This is a genomic window from Chitinophaga sp. 10T418 (assembly GCF_056394125.1).
The window spans coordinates 1-17,015 of sequence record NZ_JBFTHG010000006.1 but is presented as its reverse complement, the minus strand read 5'-3'; the positions used below and the strand labels follow the sequence as shown (position 1 = coordinate 17,015).

At 45.9% G+C, this 17,015-nt stretch carries 13 protein-coding genes and 2 tRNA genes; 2 read left to right on the top strand and 13 right to left on the bottom strand.

The genetic code is table 11. The annotated features are described in order from the left end of the window. Nucleotide 1 precedes the first annotated feature (1 nt). The 3 genes from AC1DCV_RS18165 to AC1DCV_RS18155 are packed head-to-tail and all read right to left on the bottom strand — an operon-like array spanning nucleotide 2 to nucleotide 5,891. A complete protein-coding gene (locus AC1DCV_RS18165; protein WP_477024483.1) occupies nucleotides 2–1,387 on the bottom strand; it encodes a DoxX family protein in 1,386 nt (461 codons plus the stop codon). Continuing rightward, complete coding sequence (locus AC1DCV_RS18160) at nucleotides 1,377–2,741, bottom strand: RagB/SusD family nutrient uptake outer membrane protein (protein ID WP_477024482.1); 1,365 nt, start codon at nucleotides 2,739–2,741, stop codon at nucleotides 1,377–1,379. The genes AC1DCV_RS18165 and AC1DCV_RS18160 overlap by 11 nt, the downstream gene beginning before the upstream one ends. Nucleotides 2,742–2,759: 18 nt before the next feature. Continuing rightward, entirely contained in the window at nucleotides 2,760–5,891 is a 3,132-nt protein-coding gene (locus AC1DCV_RS18155; protein ID WP_477024481.1) for a SusC/RagA family TonB-linked outer membrane protein, read from the bottom strand. 416 nt (nucleotides 5,892–6,307) lie between these two features. Here AC1DCV_RS18155 and tkt point away from each other — a divergent pair, with 416 nt between their 5' ends. Both tkt and AC1DCV_RS18145 read left to right on the top strand, forming a co-directional pair. Next, a complete protein-coding gene (tkt, locus tag AC1DCV_RS18150) occupies nucleotides 6,308–8,380 on the top strand; it encodes a transketolase (protein WP_477024480.1) in 2,073 nt (690 codons plus the stop codon). 9 nt (nucleotides 8,381–8,389) lie between these two features. Next, nucleotides 8,390–9,139, top strand: a complete 750-nt coding sequence (locus AC1DCV_RS18145) for an HAD-IIB family hydrolase (RefSeq protein WP_477024479.1) — start codon at nucleotides 8,390–8,392, stop codon at nucleotides 9,137–9,139. Here AC1DCV_RS18145 and AC1DCV_RS18140 read toward each other — a convergent pair. The 10 genes from AC1DCV_RS18140 to AC1DCV_RS18095 form a co-directional block, all read right to left on the bottom strand. Beyond that, nucleotides 9,124–10,131: a glycoside hydrolase family 130 protein gene (locus AC1DCV_RS18140; protein WP_477024478.1), complete on the bottom strand. Its 1,008-nt coding sequence runs from the start codon at nucleotides 10,129–10,131 to the stop codon at nucleotides 9,124–9,126. The genes AC1DCV_RS18145 and AC1DCV_RS18140 overlap by 16 nt on opposite strands. Nucleotides 10,132–10,160: 29 nt before the next feature. Then, nucleotides 10,161–10,793 (bottom strand): FEKKY domain-containing protein, encoded by a 633-nt coding sequence (locus AC1DCV_RS18135; protein ID WP_477024477.1) that lies wholly within the window; start codon nucleotides 10,791–10,793, stop codon nucleotides 10,161–10,163. A 448-nt stretch (nucleotides 10,794–11,241) separates the two neighbouring features. Then, nucleotides 11,242–11,318, bottom strand: a tRNA-Arg gene (locus AC1DCV_RS18130). Between the two features lie 144 nt (nucleotides 11,319–11,462). Then, nucleotides 11,463–11,536: transfer RNA gene (locus AC1DCV_RS18125), tRNA-Arg, on the bottom strand. Between the two features lie 199 nt (nucleotides 11,537–11,735). Beyond that, nucleotides 11,736–12,854: an acyltransferase family protein gene (locus AC1DCV_RS18120; protein ID WP_477024476.1), complete on the bottom strand. Its 1,119-nt coding sequence runs from the start codon at nucleotides 12,852–12,854 to the stop codon at nucleotides 11,736–11,738. Nucleotides 12,855–12,922: 68 nt separating this feature from the next. Beyond that, nucleotides 12,923–14,014 carry a DegT/DnrJ/EryC1/StrS family aminotransferase gene (locus AC1DCV_RS18115; protein WP_477024475.1) on the bottom strand — a complete coding sequence of 364 codons (1,092 nt, stop codon included), beginning with the start codon at nucleotides 14,012–14,014 and terminating at the stop codon, nucleotides 12,923–12,925. After that, nucleotides 14,001–14,372, bottom strand: a complete 372-nt coding sequence (locus AC1DCV_RS18110) for a sugar 3,4-ketoisomerase (RefSeq protein ID WP_477024474.1) — start codon at nucleotides 14,370–14,372, stop codon at nucleotides 14,001–14,003. The genes AC1DCV_RS18115 and AC1DCV_RS18110 overlap by 14 nt, the downstream gene beginning before the upstream one ends. Next, nucleotides 14,365–15,213, bottom strand: a complete 849-nt coding sequence (locus AC1DCV_RS18105; RefSeq protein WP_477024473.1) for a beta-1,6-N-acetylglucosaminyltransferase — start codon at nucleotides 15,211–15,213, stop codon at nucleotides 14,365–14,367. The genes AC1DCV_RS18110 and AC1DCV_RS18105 overlap by 8 nt, the downstream gene beginning before the upstream one ends. Nucleotides 15,214–15,362: 149 nt before the next feature. Beyond that, nucleotides 15,363–16,691 carry a PQQ-dependent sugar dehydrogenase gene (locus AC1DCV_RS18100; RefSeq protein WP_477024472.1) on the bottom strand — a complete coding sequence of 443 codons (1,329 nt, stop codon included), beginning with the start codon at nucleotides 16,689–16,691 and terminating at the stop codon, nucleotides 15,363–15,365. A gap of 109 nt (nucleotides 16,692–16,800) precedes the next feature. Next, nucleotides 16,801–17,015, bottom strand: a 215-nt coding sequence (locus AC1DCV_RS18095) for a hypothetical protein (RefSeq protein ID WP_477024471.1), incomplete at its 5' end; no start/stop codon positions are given.

Genomic DNA, 17,015 nt, shown 5'->3' with positions numbered 1-17,015 from the left:
TTTAAAGTTTTAATTTTCTGTTTCTTCCACTTCCTTTCGCGGCTTCTTCGAGCAGGTAAGTCTTCTTCACTTTTTCCAGTACCACATAGATGGAATCCCTGCTGTAAGTAATTCCGCTGAGTATCACCCGGTCTTTATCCGGACGGCTGTAATGCAGCGACAATGTTTCCGCTGATAATTGCGGATGCCTGTTTTGCAACGTGAGCAGCCCCTGTACCGTATCTGCGGTATAGCTGTAGTAATGCCGGCCACTGGTGCCTTCAATTTCGTATAACCGTTCCGCGTTATTACGTAATACCAGGTGCTGATTATTGGAATCTATCGGCGCCGGCTTGTTGGTGCGGATGCTGATGGTATTCCATTTTTCAAACACTACATTATTCCAGCGCAGGGAATCAGTTAAAGAGTAAGCCAGTGTATCACCATTCACTACAAAAGTAGCTACATTGTATAGTCCACTGATAGCCGGCAACCCTTTGCTGCCAGGATATTGATAAGGGTCATTTTTTGCACCGGCACCGGTTTTGATACCATACACCACAATGAAGTACAACAGGAATACGGTTTTCAACGCCAGCCTGCTGTATCTTTTTGCGCCATCAAATACAGGCTTGAAGGTAGCTGCGGCAGTAGGCTGTTGTAAAATAAGCAGCCTTATAATTCTTTGCAGATCAAAGCTCAGGATCGCCAGCGCATAGGTAATGAGCAACAGGCTGTATACCTGCTCCCCACCATCATAGGCCAGGTTGGATACGAAAATGTTGCCACAGAAAATGAGGAAAATGAAAGCGCCAATAGATGCTGTCTTCCTGAAAAGTAATAACACGCCAATAATAACTTCTACCAACCCCAGAAATAGTTCATACGAAGGAACAATACCCAGACTGAGAGAGAATAATTTCCAGCGGGTAAACGCTCCGTAAGGCGTATTCAGACTGCTGATAGACGGATAAGGTGCTTGCAGCGCAAAGATTTTAAGAAAGCCATACGCAATTACCGCCAATGCCAGCCGGTAACGCAGCAATACCCGCAACCAGTAAAAGGCGGCATCATATGCGCGGGTGCGATTGCGATCTATATAGGTCCTGATACCTGCACCCACAACAGCAATGGCCAGTAAAATTGTCCAGTCCTTATAGCTCGCAGGGGCCGCACTAAACCGTGTTGTATAATTGGCCAGGTTAAAAATATCCTCATAATGAAGATGAAAAAGACGGGTAGAAAAAAGATAGCTGTAAAATTTCCAGTCGAGCGGCAACGCCTGCAACAGGAAATAAATAAAAAATACCCTGAACCCAATCTTCTCGTAGTCTTTCCAGGCGGGTGTTTCGCCGATAGTGACATTACTCATTGTTGATTGTTGTAAGGTGATAAGATCAGTAACCATCGTTTTGCTTCAGATTGCCTTTCGATAATGCGATTTCGTTAGCTGGTATCGGAAACAGATATAATTGTGGATTGGTAATATTCAACACCGTAGCGGCGCGACCGGTACGGACCAGGTCGAACCAGCGATGCGGTTCGAGGGCAAATTCCACTCTTCTTTCATTTTCAATGGCCAGTAGTAACGATTCTTTACCAGCTGCCGTAGTGGGCAATAATCCCGCCCTGTCACGTATCAGGTCCAGGTCTGTTTTGGCGGGCAGTAGTTTTTCCTGCTGTGCCGCTGCTTCTGCGCGGATCAGGTATAACTCTGCAATCCGGATAATATAGGCCGGATCAGTAGCCGGGCTCCGATAGTAAAGATTGCCGTACCATAATCCGGCAGAAGTTTTTGCGATCAGTGCATTGCGGTTGCCACCAATAGCAGGATCATTCAACAGTGTCACCAAAGCATCCGATGGCGCCCACTGCCGGGTACCGCCGTTTGCCGGTGGCTGCCAGTTGGCACGATGCCCGCTCAGATAAGTAGCGCTATACGATAATTCAAATACAGACTCCCGCGTAGCAATGGCGCTGGCAGGGAAAAAGAAGGCGCTGTAAGGTTTTTGCAACGCGTAATTTTTTGTATTACTGATTACTTTGGAAGCGTAAAATTCTGCCTGTGCCCAATTGGATTGGTACAGGTAATAGCGTGCCTTCAATGCCCATACCGTTTCGCGGTTAGCGCGTACGGGATTGGGTTGTGCATTGTCTGGCGGTGGCAGCAACAGGGAGTCCGCCGCATTCAGATCACTTAGCACCTGCTGATATACCTGCGCAGTGGTGCTGCCTTTAAGACCCACTTTATCGTCAGCACCCAGTGTAGGTCTTAACGTTATCTGCACATTTCCCCAGGTACGGGCCAGATCAAAATAATTCAGTGCACGGATAAAATATGCTTCGCCGATCACCTGGTTCCTGTCCGCCGTAGTAAAGGCGGCATCAGCCACCACCGGCACTTTCGCGATTACATTATTAGCACCATTGATTGTGGCGTAAATAGCAGACCATACACTTTGCAGGTTGCCGTTATCTGCGGATATTTTATGGGTAATGAATTGCTGAATAACAGACTGGGAGCCGGTCCACTGCACATTATCACCTGGCAGGTATCCAAAAGTCTGGAACAGTGAGCCATAATAATTATCGGCGGCCAATTTGCGGTATACGCCACGCAATGCTGTACTGGCAGATGTTTTATCAATGATGGTCTGTTCATCAGACACGGAATCTCTTGGTTGTACGTCCAGGAATTTTTTGCAGGACATGGTCGCCAGCGAGAAAAAGAATACCGATATATAATTCCGATATGTTTTCATAAAGGATGATTAAGAAAATTAAAGAGTTACGTTTAAGCCAAACTGTACACTACGCGGTTGCGGTGGTGTGCCTAGATCCAGTCCCTGTACGGTTTGTATACCGGTTACATTTGATTCGGGATCCAGCCCGGTATATTTGGTCAGCAACCAGAGGTTACTACCGATAAAGTATACACGCAGCTGCTGAATACGCAATCTTTCGCTGATAGACTTTGGAACAGTGTAACCAAATGTGAGTGATTTAAGACGGAGGAAAGAACCATCTTCCAGGAAGCGGCTGTTCTGATCCACGGTGTAGTTCAGACCGTAAGCGGTGAGGCGGGGTACATCTGTTTTGTCACCCGGCTTTTGCCAGCGGTTCAACTGATCTGCAAACAATACGCGGTTGGCATCTCTCGTGCCACCACCCTCTCCGAAAAACCGGTTGAGGTTATATACATCGTTGCCATATTGAAATGACAGCAGGATGCTCAGGTCAAAACCTTTATAGGTGAAGGTATTGCTGAAGCCACCGTAAAACTTGGGCATGGCGTTACCCATTACCTGCCGGGCAGATACTGGCAGTTTGCCGTCTTTGGCGCCTTCGAAAATAACATTACCGGTTTGCGAATCTACGCCCAGCTGTTTATATAACCAGAAAGAATACATCGGAGATCCTTCTTTCATGATAATCCAGTCGCGGTTATACTGGTATACCGGTGTAGGCAGCTTTTCAATACGGTTGGCATTACCGGCAATATTCAAACTGCTGCTCCAGGTAAATGAACGGGTGGTAATGTTGGTGGTATTCAATCCAATTTCATAGCCTTTATTACTGATTTCTCCTGCGTTACTATACACCGAGGAGAAGCCCGTTGCGCCGGCTGATGGCAGCAACAGCAATACATCGCTGGTGTACTTGGAATACACATCTGCGGTCAGGTTAATGCGGCCGTTGAATAATCCCAGGTCTACGCCAATGTTGGCCTGACTGGTTTTTTCCCAGCGCAGATCTTTGTTGGGCAACTGCAACGGCGCCGTGCCCGGCTGATCACCGCTGCTGTTATCCGGATATCCTGCGCCACCGGACCATAAGCCTTTGGCGGCGAAATCGCTGATGCCGGATTGATTACCCGTAATGCCATAGCTGGCCCTCAGTTTCAGATCGCTGATACTATTAACTGTTTTCAGGAAATTTTCTTCTTTCAACCGCCAGGAGGCGCTCACAGAAGGGAAATAGCCCCATTTATAGTTATCACCGAATTTAGAAGAACCATCAGCGCGGATGCTGGCTTCTACATAATATTTGCCGGCATAGTTATAATCTATCCTGGAAAAGAAAGAGGTCAGGGTACTCCTGGTCCATGTTTGCGCGGCGGTGCGGGTGGCAGCAGCAGAAATATATTTATAGGAATTGTTCGGGAAACCGGAGCCCTGCGCAGAGGTCAATGTTTCCGTATTGCTTTGCAGCGTGTTTCCTATGAGTACACCGAAGAAATGTTTTTCACCGGCATGTTTGCGCCACGACAATGTTTGTTCATTGATCCAGGAAGTATTCTGTGTGATGGCGGAAGTAGCCAGACCGTTAGTGGGACTGGCGCCGAGTTGTGTGAGGTTGTTCCAGTATTCGGATTCGTTATAGTTGTTATAATCGATACTGAAATTACTGTGAAACTTCAGATCCGGCAACAAGGTCGCGTCCAGGTACAGGTTACCGATGTAGCGCAAGCTTGTCGTATGTACGTCATAGTTATTAATCAGTACCTGTACGTTATCGAAGCCGGCCCAGCGGGCGGGTGAACCATCGGGATTTGTTTCAGGAAGATAGGTAGGTGTATGTAATGCTGCCTGTAACAATCCTCCCTGCGGGCCATCGCCTGCGCGGCCCTGGCTGCGGAAGCTACGGAAGAAGCTGTTGCTGGACCCGATTGTTACGTGATCATTAATACGCTGATCTATGTTCAGTTTAAAACTGGCGCGTTCAAATGAAATGGGTTTGAGGATCGCTTCCTGTTTCGTATAGCCGCCACCGAAGTAATACTTCGTTTCACGGTTGCCACCTGAAAGAGACAGGTTATAATTCTGCAGCGGCGCTGTCTGAAAAATTTCATCCAGGCGGTCGTACGTATGCTGATCCTGCGGCAAGCCTCTCGGAGCAGGTGTTTGAGTGGGATTGTCTGTTAATGGGCGGAAAGGCAGATAACTGTATTTTTTGACGCCAGCCTGATCATTGGCGGCGGTGGCATCTGCCAGTGAATTTTTATAGAATTCGTTCACCAGTTCTGCATGTTGCGGGCCCGTGGTGAGGTCCCATAGTTTAGGGGCCCAGGCCACACCCGTAGAAACGTCTGCGATTACTTTCGCCTTGCTGTTATAGTTGCCGCGGCGGGTGGTAACGATTACCACACCGTTGGCGCCCCTGGAGCCATAAATGGCCGTGGCGCTGGCGTCTTTCAACACTTCTATATTTTCAATATCAGCAGGATTAATATCTGCCAGCGGAGAAGAAAGACGGCCACCGGAATTCACGGTTTGCAGACTGGAATTATTCATAAATACACCGTCTATGATATAGAGCGGGTTATTATCTGCATTGATGGAAGTGGTACCGCGTACCCGGATAAATATCCCATCGCCGGGTACACCGGTATTGGAATTGATTTGTACGCCGGATGCCCTGCCCTGCAACTGTGCATCAAAACTGGCTACCGGAACCGTTACCACATCGCTGCCTTTTACGGAGGAAATGGCGCTGGTCAGGTCCCTTCTTCTCTGGGTACCATAACCTACTACTACCACGTCATTCAGCTGGGTGCTGAGCTCTTCCAGCAGGATATTGCCGGCATTGGATTTCTCTGCGTACACCTCCCTTAGTTTATAGCCCAGGGAAGAAATCTGGTAGATGACCGGCACTTTCTGGCCGGTTAAAAATGAGAACTCTCCATTAGCGCTGCTCTGCACTTCGTGCGTGGTGCCTTTAATGTGCACCAGTGCCCCTCCTATTGGCAATTGCGATTTGGCATCAATAATTCTTCCGGAAAGAGAAATGTTGTTCTGAACAACGGCTTTGTGCACAGGTTTTGTAGTGTCGGCACTATGGGAAGTCCGCTCCTGTGACCATGCGCTAGCCGCCAGCAGCAGCCCGCAGCTGCATGCAATAGCAATTTTCATTATCTTTACTTTGGTATGAAAAAATGAGGCCGGTGATAGTATGTAAATACAATCACTGAAAAATGTCTCCAACAGCCTTGATTACCAGCCGGAACTGCGCCAACAGTTCCGGCCTTTTTATTTTTAATGGTTGCACCCTAACATCGGGTGTCGATAAATTCCACGCAGCAAAATTTCCTCATTAAGTGTAATGATGTGTCCATGGTGAATATATTTTGAAAGATATACAGGGTATGTCAACAGGTGGATGAATGCCCCCTAAAGCGGACCCGGAAAGCCGTCAGAGTACAATAATACAATATTTTTCTAAAAGTCTATAATTTCAGTAGACTAATTAAAAAATATTATGGCAACCTTATGAGCATGATGTTTGTTGACCTATGTGTGATCTTTTTCACACCTAAAAAGGAGTCTCCATGAGTACCAACACTTCTCTCGTTCCAAATCCTGCCACACTGGATGAATTATGTATCAATACTATTCGTTTTCTTTCTGTGGATGCCGTGCAGAAAGCAGATAGTGGTCACCCCGGGCTGCCCTTAGGCGCTGCGGCCATGGCTTATGTGCTGTGGACAAGATTTCTGCGTCACAATCCATCCGACCCCGACTGGTTTAACCGGGATAGATTTGTGTTATCTGCCGGTCATGGTTCCATGTTGTTGTACAGTTTGCTGCATCTGACCGGGTACGACTTATCCATGGAAGAGATTAAACAGTTTCGTCAGTGGGGAAGTAAAACACCGGGGCATCCGGAACGCGGCGTAGTACCAGGCGTAGAAGTAACAACAGGTCCACTGGGACAGGGATTTGCCAACGGCGTTGGGATCGCCATGGCCGAAGCCTATCTTGCTGCGCGGTATAACCGTCCCGGCGATGCCGTGATAGATCATTATACCTATGCCCTCGTCAGTGATGGTGACCTGATGGAAGGTGTAGCTTCAGAAGCCGCTTCGCTGGCAGGACACCTCCGCTTAGGCAAACTGATTTATTTATACGATGACAACCGTATCACGTTGGCCTCAGCCACACCGGTTACCTTCACAGAGGATCATGCGATGCGGTTCCAGTCGTACGGCTGGCATACACAAAAAGTAGCAGACGGTAACGACCTCGAAGCCATAGATCAGGCCATACGGGCGGCGCAGGAAGTAACCGACCGTCCTTCTATTATACTCGTACGTACGCATATTGGTTATGGCTCTCCTAAACAGGATAGCACCTCCGCACATGGTTCTCCGCTGGGACCTGAGGATGTAAAGCTGACCAAAGAAAAGTTGGGCTGGCCGTTAACACCGGATTTCCTGGTGCCCTCCGAAGCCAGTGATCATTTCCGTAGAGCCGTTGACGTTGGTAAGCAACAGGCTGCCAAATGGGAAGAGCAAATGATCATCTATGCACAAAAATACCCGGATCTTGCAAAGGAGCTACGGTCATTGATACACGATATTCTGCCGGCAGACTGGGACAAAGATATCAAGCCGTTTCCTGCCGATGCCAAAGGGCTGGCTACCCGGGCAGCTTCCGGTAAAATCATACAGGCATTCTTTCCGCACCTCCCCGGATTTATAGGCGGCTCCGCCGATCTGAATACCTCTACCAACACCGAATTAAAAGATGCCGGGAACTTTGAAAGTCCGCTGATGAAGGAAGGAGATCTACAGGGCGCTGCCGGCGGTGTATGGGGGTATGAAGGCAGGAATATACAATACGGCGTCCGTGAACATGCTATGGGCGCTATTTCCAATGGCATGGCGGCACATGGAGGTATCATCCCCTACTGTGCTACTTTCCTCACCTTTTCAGATTACATGCGTCCATCAATACGACTGGCAGCATTGTCTGAGTTGAAAGTGATTTATGTGTTTACGCACGACAGCATTGCCATGGGAGAAGATGGTCCTACGCATCAGCCGGTGGAATTGCTGGCCGCCTTACGGGCCATTCCTGAACTGGTAGTGATCCGTCCCGGTGATGCCAACGAAACCATTACTGCATGGCAAATGGCGATACTGTTGCCGGATAAACCCATAGCGTTGATTCTCTCCCGGCAAAACATGCCCACGCTGGATCGCAATAAATATGCGTCCGCAGACGGGTTACGTTTTGGTGGGTACATTCTTTCAGATGCTGCAAATGCAGCGCCGGAGCTGATCCTCATCGCTACCGGATCAGAAGTAGATCTCGCAATAGCCGCACAGGAAAAACTGAAATCCCGTATAGCCGTTCGCGTTGTATCCATGCCTAGCTGGGAATTATTCGAAGCGCAAACACCGGAGTACCGCGAACAGGTATTGCCTGCTGCCGTAAGCGCCAGAATATCTGTTGAAGCAGGGATTTCGCAGGGATGGCATCGTTATACGGGTGATAAAGGTATCAACATTGCGATTGACCGGTTCGGCGCATCTGCACCAGGTCCGGTCATGCTKCGTGAATTTGGTTTCACCGTTGACAACATCTGTGAGCAGGCATTGACATTGCTGAAAAAATAATTGCGCTTCATGAAAAAACTCGTGGTCTTTGACCTGGATGGTACCCTGGCCGAAAGTAAATCTGCCATAGATGATGAAATGAGTACCCTACTTTATGCGCTCCTACGGGTGGCCAGGGTCGCCATTATTTCCGGTGGCGCCTGGCCCCAGTTTGAGAAACAGGTATTGGCCCATCTGCCCACAGATGAACGCCTGCAACACTTATCTATTCTGCCTACCTGCGGCACACAGTTCTATGAATACACCAGCGAATGGAAGCAGTTGTATGCAGAGAATTTCACGCCTGAAGAGAAAAAGAAAATTATTGACGCACTGAGTAGCGTTGTAGATAAACTAGGCTATACCCCGCTACAGGTATGGGGTTCACAGGTAGAAGACCGTGGCAGTCAGATTACTTTTTCCGCGTTGGGGCAGGAAGCTCCTTTAGAAGAAAAGAAAAAATGGGATCCTGATTTTGCCAAAAGACAACAGATGAAAGCCTTACTGTTTAATATCATCCCGGAGTTTGCGATCAACCTGGGCGGCACCACTTCTGTGGATATTACCAAACCCGGCATAGACAAGGCTTACGGCATCCATAAGCTGAGAGACATTTTGCATATTTCCATTGCAGAAATGCTTTTTGCCGGGGATGCTATTTTTCCCGGCGGCAACGACTATCCCGCTAAAACCGCCGGGGTAGATTGTATCAAGGTACGCGACCCGGATGAAACCAAGCGGGTAATAGAAACCATTGTTGCCTGCTATGCTGTTTTATGAGCCAGCAATTCGTTGAGTAACTCGGTTAAACTAACGCTACCAGCCGCAATCACCTCATCGCCGGCGCCATAGTAAATATACAGGGTATCGTCAAATACGGCGGTGCCTGTAGGAAAACAAACATTATCTACATCTCCCCTGATCTCCCATGCCCGCTCAGGTACCAGAATCGGATGCGGTAACCTGGCAATTTCTTTCATGGGATTATCCAGGTCCAGCAAAGCAGCACAACCTACATACACATAGCCATGCTTTGTTTCGTGCACACCATGATAGATCAGTAACCAACCATACTCCGTTTCTATCGGCGGAGCCCCCGCTCCTACATAACTTACTTCATGTGCATACTTTGATGTAAGCAGGATATGATCTTTAAAATGCAGAAAATAATCTTCCCAGAAAGCGGGCGTTAGTTCCGACAGTTCATTGATCGCCACCAGCTGCACATCGGGTTTTATACGATGCAGGAAATACAGCTTACCGTTAATTCTCCTGGGAAAGAAAAGTACATCCTTGTCCCATAATTTGGGATTGAAGTCGTTATAGAGCGTGTATTTATCACTGAGTGTGGTATTTGTAGACGCCAGTTTCTTAAACTCCGGAAAATCCATCTGGGCCACGATCAGTCCCTCTTTCTTAAAGTTGATACCGTCTGTAGAGGTGGCCAGCGCGCCACAGGCATTTGCCCCGTCAAAGGCGGTATAGGTAAGATAATACAGATCATCTATTTTCACTACCCGCGGATCTTCCAGCCCTTTGGCCTCATAGTCATGTTCCGGAAAGAGGATGGGCTTATTCATGCGTTCCGACACGGTTAACGGGTCGCTGAGTTTACAAAAACCAATACTGGAATGATTCCCCTGCTGAACCGCCCGATAGTAGAAAAGCACCTGATCTCCATTTCTGATAGTAGCTGGGTTTAACACACCTTCGTTTTCAAATTCCAGTGCTGTTTGTTTTAACAACACGCCGTCTTTTTTGATCCGTATCATAATTCCTGGTTTCCGGTTGGGTAAAATAATTATCGCCGGCTGAGTATGGATACTTTGCTCTGAGGATAATCTACTAACAACTTGTAAAAGATAGTATTTTTTGCTGAGCCGGAAACCAATACGTGATAAACACCTTTTTTGCGGGTGGCGGACCAGGTATAGTGGAGGCTGTCGCCGGACGCTCTTAAACTCCGCTCCTTCTGCCGGATATAATCCTGGGAAGCAACCAAATCTGAGGCTCTTTCTGGTGTGGCAAATAAGGCATCTATCTCCCGGTTAAATCTTTCACGCCAGTCCTTCCCGTACTTCCCGATTATTTTCTTTTCGGCTTCCTCATTTACCCGTTTGGCACTATCCATCAGCTGTTGTTCGATAACACAACCGCCTATATCATACAATTCAATGCCCCATTTAGCAGCCACCTGCTCCTCAAAAGGTATTCTCTCAAAATAAGGTAGCCCATAGGTTAGCAGGCGGATCTTTTCTTTTTGTTTAGACTGCGCCAAAGCATTATTAGAAACCGCACTCAACAGCATAATGACTAACAGTGTTCTCATATAAGAAATTAAATTTTGTTCAATACCAGCCAGTAATTCAATATCTCTTTCCACGCTACAGCCTGGTACTGAAGCAGCGCTGCTATGGCCGGTTCTGACCTCCATCCTTCCCCTGATTCGGTTGTACATCCGGAGGTTATCCCCGCATCAAGTCCACATCAAGTCCACCTCAGCTGCGGTGCTTCTATAGGTACTTAGCAGGTCTCAAGCATAGAATCGACGATGTCAACATAGTGAAGAGGTAATGTTGACTATAATGATGGGAGGCCTTAATGCACTATAAAATCCCTTCTAAAATATCCCTGACACCCGATTTCGGGCAGCTGCCAGGCTTAGATCTGTAGCGTTCTTCCTCTATAGATTGACTAAATTTTACGCTTAAAATTTACACTATCCCCCGGGTTTTCAACCTGATCCTTAATTTTCCTTCACAAAGTATATTATAACTATAACACATACAAATTAATCAACCTACTAGAAAAGGCCGGGAAGAGAGGAAACATGGGGGCATAAAAAAAGGACGAACCGATGTAACTCGTGTTCGTCCTTTAGTTGGTGACCTCATCTGGATTCAAACCAGAAACCTTTTGATTCGTAGTCAAATGCTCTATTCAGTTGAGCTATGAAGCCGTATTTCCCTTTCGGGATTGCAAATGTAGAACAATTTTTTATTCTAACAAATTATTTTTCAACTTTTTATACCTGATAGCTTTTCTTCAGGTTTTTTATTTTTACAGAAAATGCGGCAAGTGTTGCAGCATTTTCTGTTTTTTGTGACCTCATCTGGATTCAAACCAGAAACCTTTTGATTCGTAGTCAAATGCTCTATTCAGTTGAGCTATGAAGCCGTATTTCCCGTTTGGGATTGCAAATGTAGGAATTGTTTTAAATTAAACAAAAAAAACTTGAAATATTTTTTGACAGACTACCGTCAATGGATATACGCAATAGATGAATGGGGCGTTGGCCGGGGAAAGCGGGATATTTCGTGCATCCGCTTCCGTTAGTACCACCCTACCGGTTTAATGATGACACGTACTACGTTGCTTAAATTTTAATGATGATATTTCTCCGGTACATAATCGCCACCGGCACCAGGATTACCAGAACCAACAGTATGGCAGCGCCCAGAGAAGCATGGTAAGGCGACAACCAGCTAACGAAAACGGTCTGATAGAACCATTCATGCAGATTAGTGTCCTTTACCGGAATATAACCCAGGAGCTTGGGAACAAGACCCGATAATACAAAAGCCGTAATCGCGTTGCGGCCAAATGCCACAAACGGTGCCAGGTAGCGTTGATGTCCCTGCACATCAATCAGCCAATAACTCGCCGCCAGCGCCATGGTAGCCAGTCCGCCGGTATACAGCACGAAAGAACCCGTCCACAGCGATTTATTAATAGGAAAAAACGGATCCCATATCAGCGCCAGCACTACACTTCCAAAACCGTACACAAACATCCAGGACACTTTCACTGCATCGTCTTTGTCTTTCCTCCGCAACCAGGCCCCCACGAGCATACCGAATATACCGGTACCAATAGCAGGAATGGTACTTAAAATACCTTCCGGATCCCAGGTTTTGGATCCTGACCACAGGTGCGCCGGTGTGAAGACTAACCTGTCCAACCAGGCGCCCAGATTGGTTTCCGGCTCCAGGTTCGGCGCTCCTATTCCCGGTACAGGGATACCCGTCATCATCACCCAATAGGCCAGCAATAATACGGCTGCCGTCCAGATCTGCGTACGCCGGCTTGTTTTAATAAACAAGATAGCGCAGATACTAAACACGACCCCTATACGTGGCAATACCCCCGGAAATCGCAGGTGTGCAAAGTTGAATTTTGGGAAGAGGTTCAGGAACCAGCCCAATGCAATGATGGTGGCCCCCCGTCGCAAGGCTTGCCAAATGAGTGCCCGGTGTTGCCCGGGGTCCTCTTTACGGCTCCCCAAAGCATAGGGAATGGCTACCCCTGCAATAAACAGGAAAAATGGAAAAATCAAATCTGTAGGCGTACAGCCGTTCCATTTAGAATGTTCTAAAGGAGCATATACATAACTCCAGTTACCAGGATTATTCACCAGTATCATGGCGGCTACCGTGAGACCACGAAAAAAATCCAGGGATAATAATCTTTGTTTTACGGCTATCGTCTGCATCATTTGTTTTTTACTTGCTGATTATTCAGCACCGCATATCTGCTTCTATAAATATAAAAAAAACGGGGGGCTTACAAAAGGAACTTATTCAACACTGATGCAACATGCAAAATATCCTCTTCCGTATGAATAAAAGAACAGGGAAGGCTTAACGTCTGCTGATGAATTTTTGCAGAAATGGGATAATCATATCCGGTTAAATGGCCTTTTAATGCCAGTTGATCATGTGGAGCTACCGGGTAGTGGATTTCTGTGATAATATCATTGTCTGATAAATACTGTTTTAATTTATCTCTTTCCGGATGCAGGATATTGTAAATATKGTACACGTTGTAAAAAGCCGCATCCTCCCTGGGCTTTATGAAGCCATTATCTAAATGGGCAGTATAAATAGCGGCCAGCTTTCTTTTATGCTCATTAATTTCGTTAAGATGGGGAAGTTTCACTCTTAAAAAAGCGGCTTGCAGTTCATCCATTCTCGAATTATATCCAATCAGACTATTATAATATTTTTTTCCTGAGCCGTAATTTCTTAATTGCCGGAGCCTCAGATAATCATTTTCTGATTTACAGAGAATGGCGCCCGCGTCACCGAGCGCACCCAGATTTTTTGTGGGATAGAAGCTAAATGCGGCGAAGTCGCCGAATGTTCCTGCAAGCTTATTCTTATATCTTGCACCATGCGCCTGGGCACAATCTTCAATTACTTTAAGCTGATGATCACGGGCAATTGCCATGACAGGCCCCATTTCACAACATTGTCCGTATAGATGGACCACCATGATGGCGACCGTTTTTCTGGTAAGCGAATGCAGGATAGCCTGAGGGTCTATATTATAGGTGCTGCTATCCGGTTCCACTAAAACCGGCACTAAACCACAATGTATGATCGAAAGAATTGTTGCGATATAGGTGTTGGAAGGCACGATCACTTCGTCTCCGCTTTTAAAACCACAGCACTTTAGTGAAAGAATAAGTGCATCCAGGCCGTTAGCCACGCCTACTGCATATTTCTCCTGATGATAGTCTGCAAACTCCTGTTCAAATAAAGCCACCTCTTCTCCCAGAATATACCAGCCTTTATCGAGAAAAAGCGCAAACTTCTTTTTCAATTCTTCTTCAAAAGGTTGATTGAGTTTTTTCAGATTTTCATAAAGTATCATACGGCTCATATATATAATCGGTAGGATCAAATGTGGTAGATGCAAGTACTAATAGAATCGCATCGGAGGAGAAATTATGAATCACATGCCAATCCTCAGGCATTAACAATAAACATTTTTCAGGGCTGTCCAGATCAAACAGCTCTGTTATTTTATTGTTGTTGGTAGTTATTTTGCAGGAGCCTTTGATGCAGATAGCTGCCTGGTAGGTTTTATGGTGCCGGTGTCCTCCCCGATCCGAATTATCCACCGAATAGATATAAAACAATCTTTTGATTTCAAATGGGATGACATTATCCAGCACAGTTAGAATACCTCTACTGTCTTTAAACGTTTTTATCTTAATCAGATTAGCCATTCGTTAACTGTTCGTCAATCATATCAAGCACCTTAGGACTATTCGCCATGTCGAATTTTCTTGCAAAAAGCATATCGGATTTCATCATATTCCCGGCATCGCTTTCGTCTAATATTTTCGGTCGTGCCCCACCAGCCGACCAGTCGATATAGCGGTAATTATTATTAACGACTTTATCTTTATACACTGAATTCAGTAGAATCGTCTGAAAAACAAACTCGTCACTTCCCCAGCAAAAAGAAAAGAAATGCAGTAGTTTTGGGTCATTGCTGACTTTATTAACTACATATAAGGCAGCTTCCGGACTTAACATCCAATACATTGATTTACCATATGGATGCAGTCCATAAGGCAATCGTCTTTTCGGAAGTATTTTATTGATCAGATATTCCAGTCTGTGTTTTCCAATGAAGTTGTAATCGCTGAGATAGTATTTCTCCATTCTGATAAGCCCCTCTTTCCAGTCTTTTTCTATATCACGATAGCTCAAAAATTCTTTCCCAATATTGTGAGTAAAGAAATCATTAATAAAGGTAGTTGATTTGATCGGATAATCCTGCCCACTTAAGAAGTTGATAAAATCATATTGAACACCGCTGCCGACAATTTCTTTAATGCAGTCAAAAGTTGCAAGTACGGTGCTGAATCCAGCCCATTGTACCTTCCTCCTGTTTTCGATGAAATAAACATTGGATAATGCCTTCAGGAATAGATACGGCTTGATGTCATATTTTTTGTCTACGCAAATATAAAAGTCGAAATTTTTGTGGGACAATCTTTTGATCATCCTTTCTGTTTGTCCGGGATCAGTGTATGTTAAGATGAGATGGGCAATACGCATTTTTCTTACAGGGTTAAATAGTAAATTGATTACTTCGATTAACTAACATCTGTAAAATCCAACATACGATCGAATGGATGCTGAAACGTAAGGGATAGCAGCTAATCTTAAACGAAAAGGAAAGAAATTAAAACTACCCTTTTCAACTGCTATTTAATTGCAACGCGCCAAATCGTATTTGATGCATCATCTGCGACCAGCAGCGCCCCATCTTTTGCAACAGCCACACCAACAGGACGACCATGTACCTTGCTCCTGGATTCATCAGCAATGAAACCTGTCAGAAAATCCTCTGCCTTCCCCGCCGGACGACCATCACGGAAAGGCACAAAGATCACCTTATAACCTGATAGATAAGTACGGTTCCATGAGCCGTGCTGACCTATAAACGCTCCATTTCTGTATTTTTCAGGAAATACACTGCTCCGGTAAAAAACCAGGCCAAGAGAAGCTGTATGGGCCATTAACGCGAAATCAGGAACCACCGCCGTTTTCACCAGTTCTTTTGCCTGGCCCCTGAAGCCAGGATCTTCATGCTGACCAAAATAAGCGTACGGCCAACCATAAAAAGCGCCTTCTTTTACACTGGTAAAATAATCCGGCACCAGGTCATCCCCCAGCTGATCACGTTCATTCACAACCGTCCAGAGTGTATGCGTACCCGGAGCCCAGTCCATTCCCACCGGATTACGTAATCCACTGGCATACACCTTTACATTTGTACCATCCGGATTTACTTCCAGAATGTTGGCCCGGCCTTTCTCATTAGCCATACCGTGTTCAGCAGCATTAGTCCCGGAACCAACGGAAACATACAGTTTAGTCCCTTCTTCATTCCTGATCACATTCCTGGTCCAATGATTATTATAGCCCCCTGCAGGCAAAGGCAGGATTTTCTTTCCTTCAGATGTACAGCTTGTCATTCCTGTTTTATAAGGATATTGCATCAGTCCATCTGTATTGGCTACATAAAAGGCATCATTCAACACCAGCATGCCTAACGGCTGATTAAGTCTTTTCAGGAAGGTATATCGTTCATCAGGATGTCCATCGTTGTTGGTATCACGGAACATCGTAATCCGGTTAGCGGTGATGTTGTTATTTTCTGATTTAGCTTTACCGCTCGCTGCATTGATCACTTCCTGCGTAAATCTTTTGATAGCATGCGACTCGGCGACAAAAACATCACCATTGGGTGCCACATAAATCCACCTGGGGTTCTCCAGGCCGTCGGCAAACCTGGTCACCTCAAAACCCTCCGGCGCAACAGGTTTGCTATCGTTTGGCCAGCCGATTACATTACTGAAGTTAGTCACAGATTTGGTGGCACCTGGCGCCGGAAGCGTATCCGGAGGAGTATTGTTTTTCATGGCCACAGAATCTTCCGCCGGATGAGAAGATGTTGTTTGGGCGCCATGACACCCACCCGAAACAACCATTACCAGGGCAAGTCTTACGAACAGAAAGGACCTTTCCATAAATTGTCAATTATACATGCAAATAATCACCATGTTTTTAATACTATCAAAGTCAGAAGAACAATTCCTTCATTAAATAATTCCTCTCTGAATTTAAGCCAATTATCCATTAATACCAAGTATCATCCGCTATTTCAACAATCCCCGGGATCAATTTCGGATCAAGTTGAAAATTTGGGGGATCGTGTAAAAAATAGTTGCTTTGCATCAGATTAGCCAACGAAACACGTGGATCAGAACTTTCGCAAACTAGTAGAGATGCTGTTGCCAGCAGGGGTTTTAGAGTATTTTGACTTAATTGATTCAAGTCAGAATAAAGAGGGT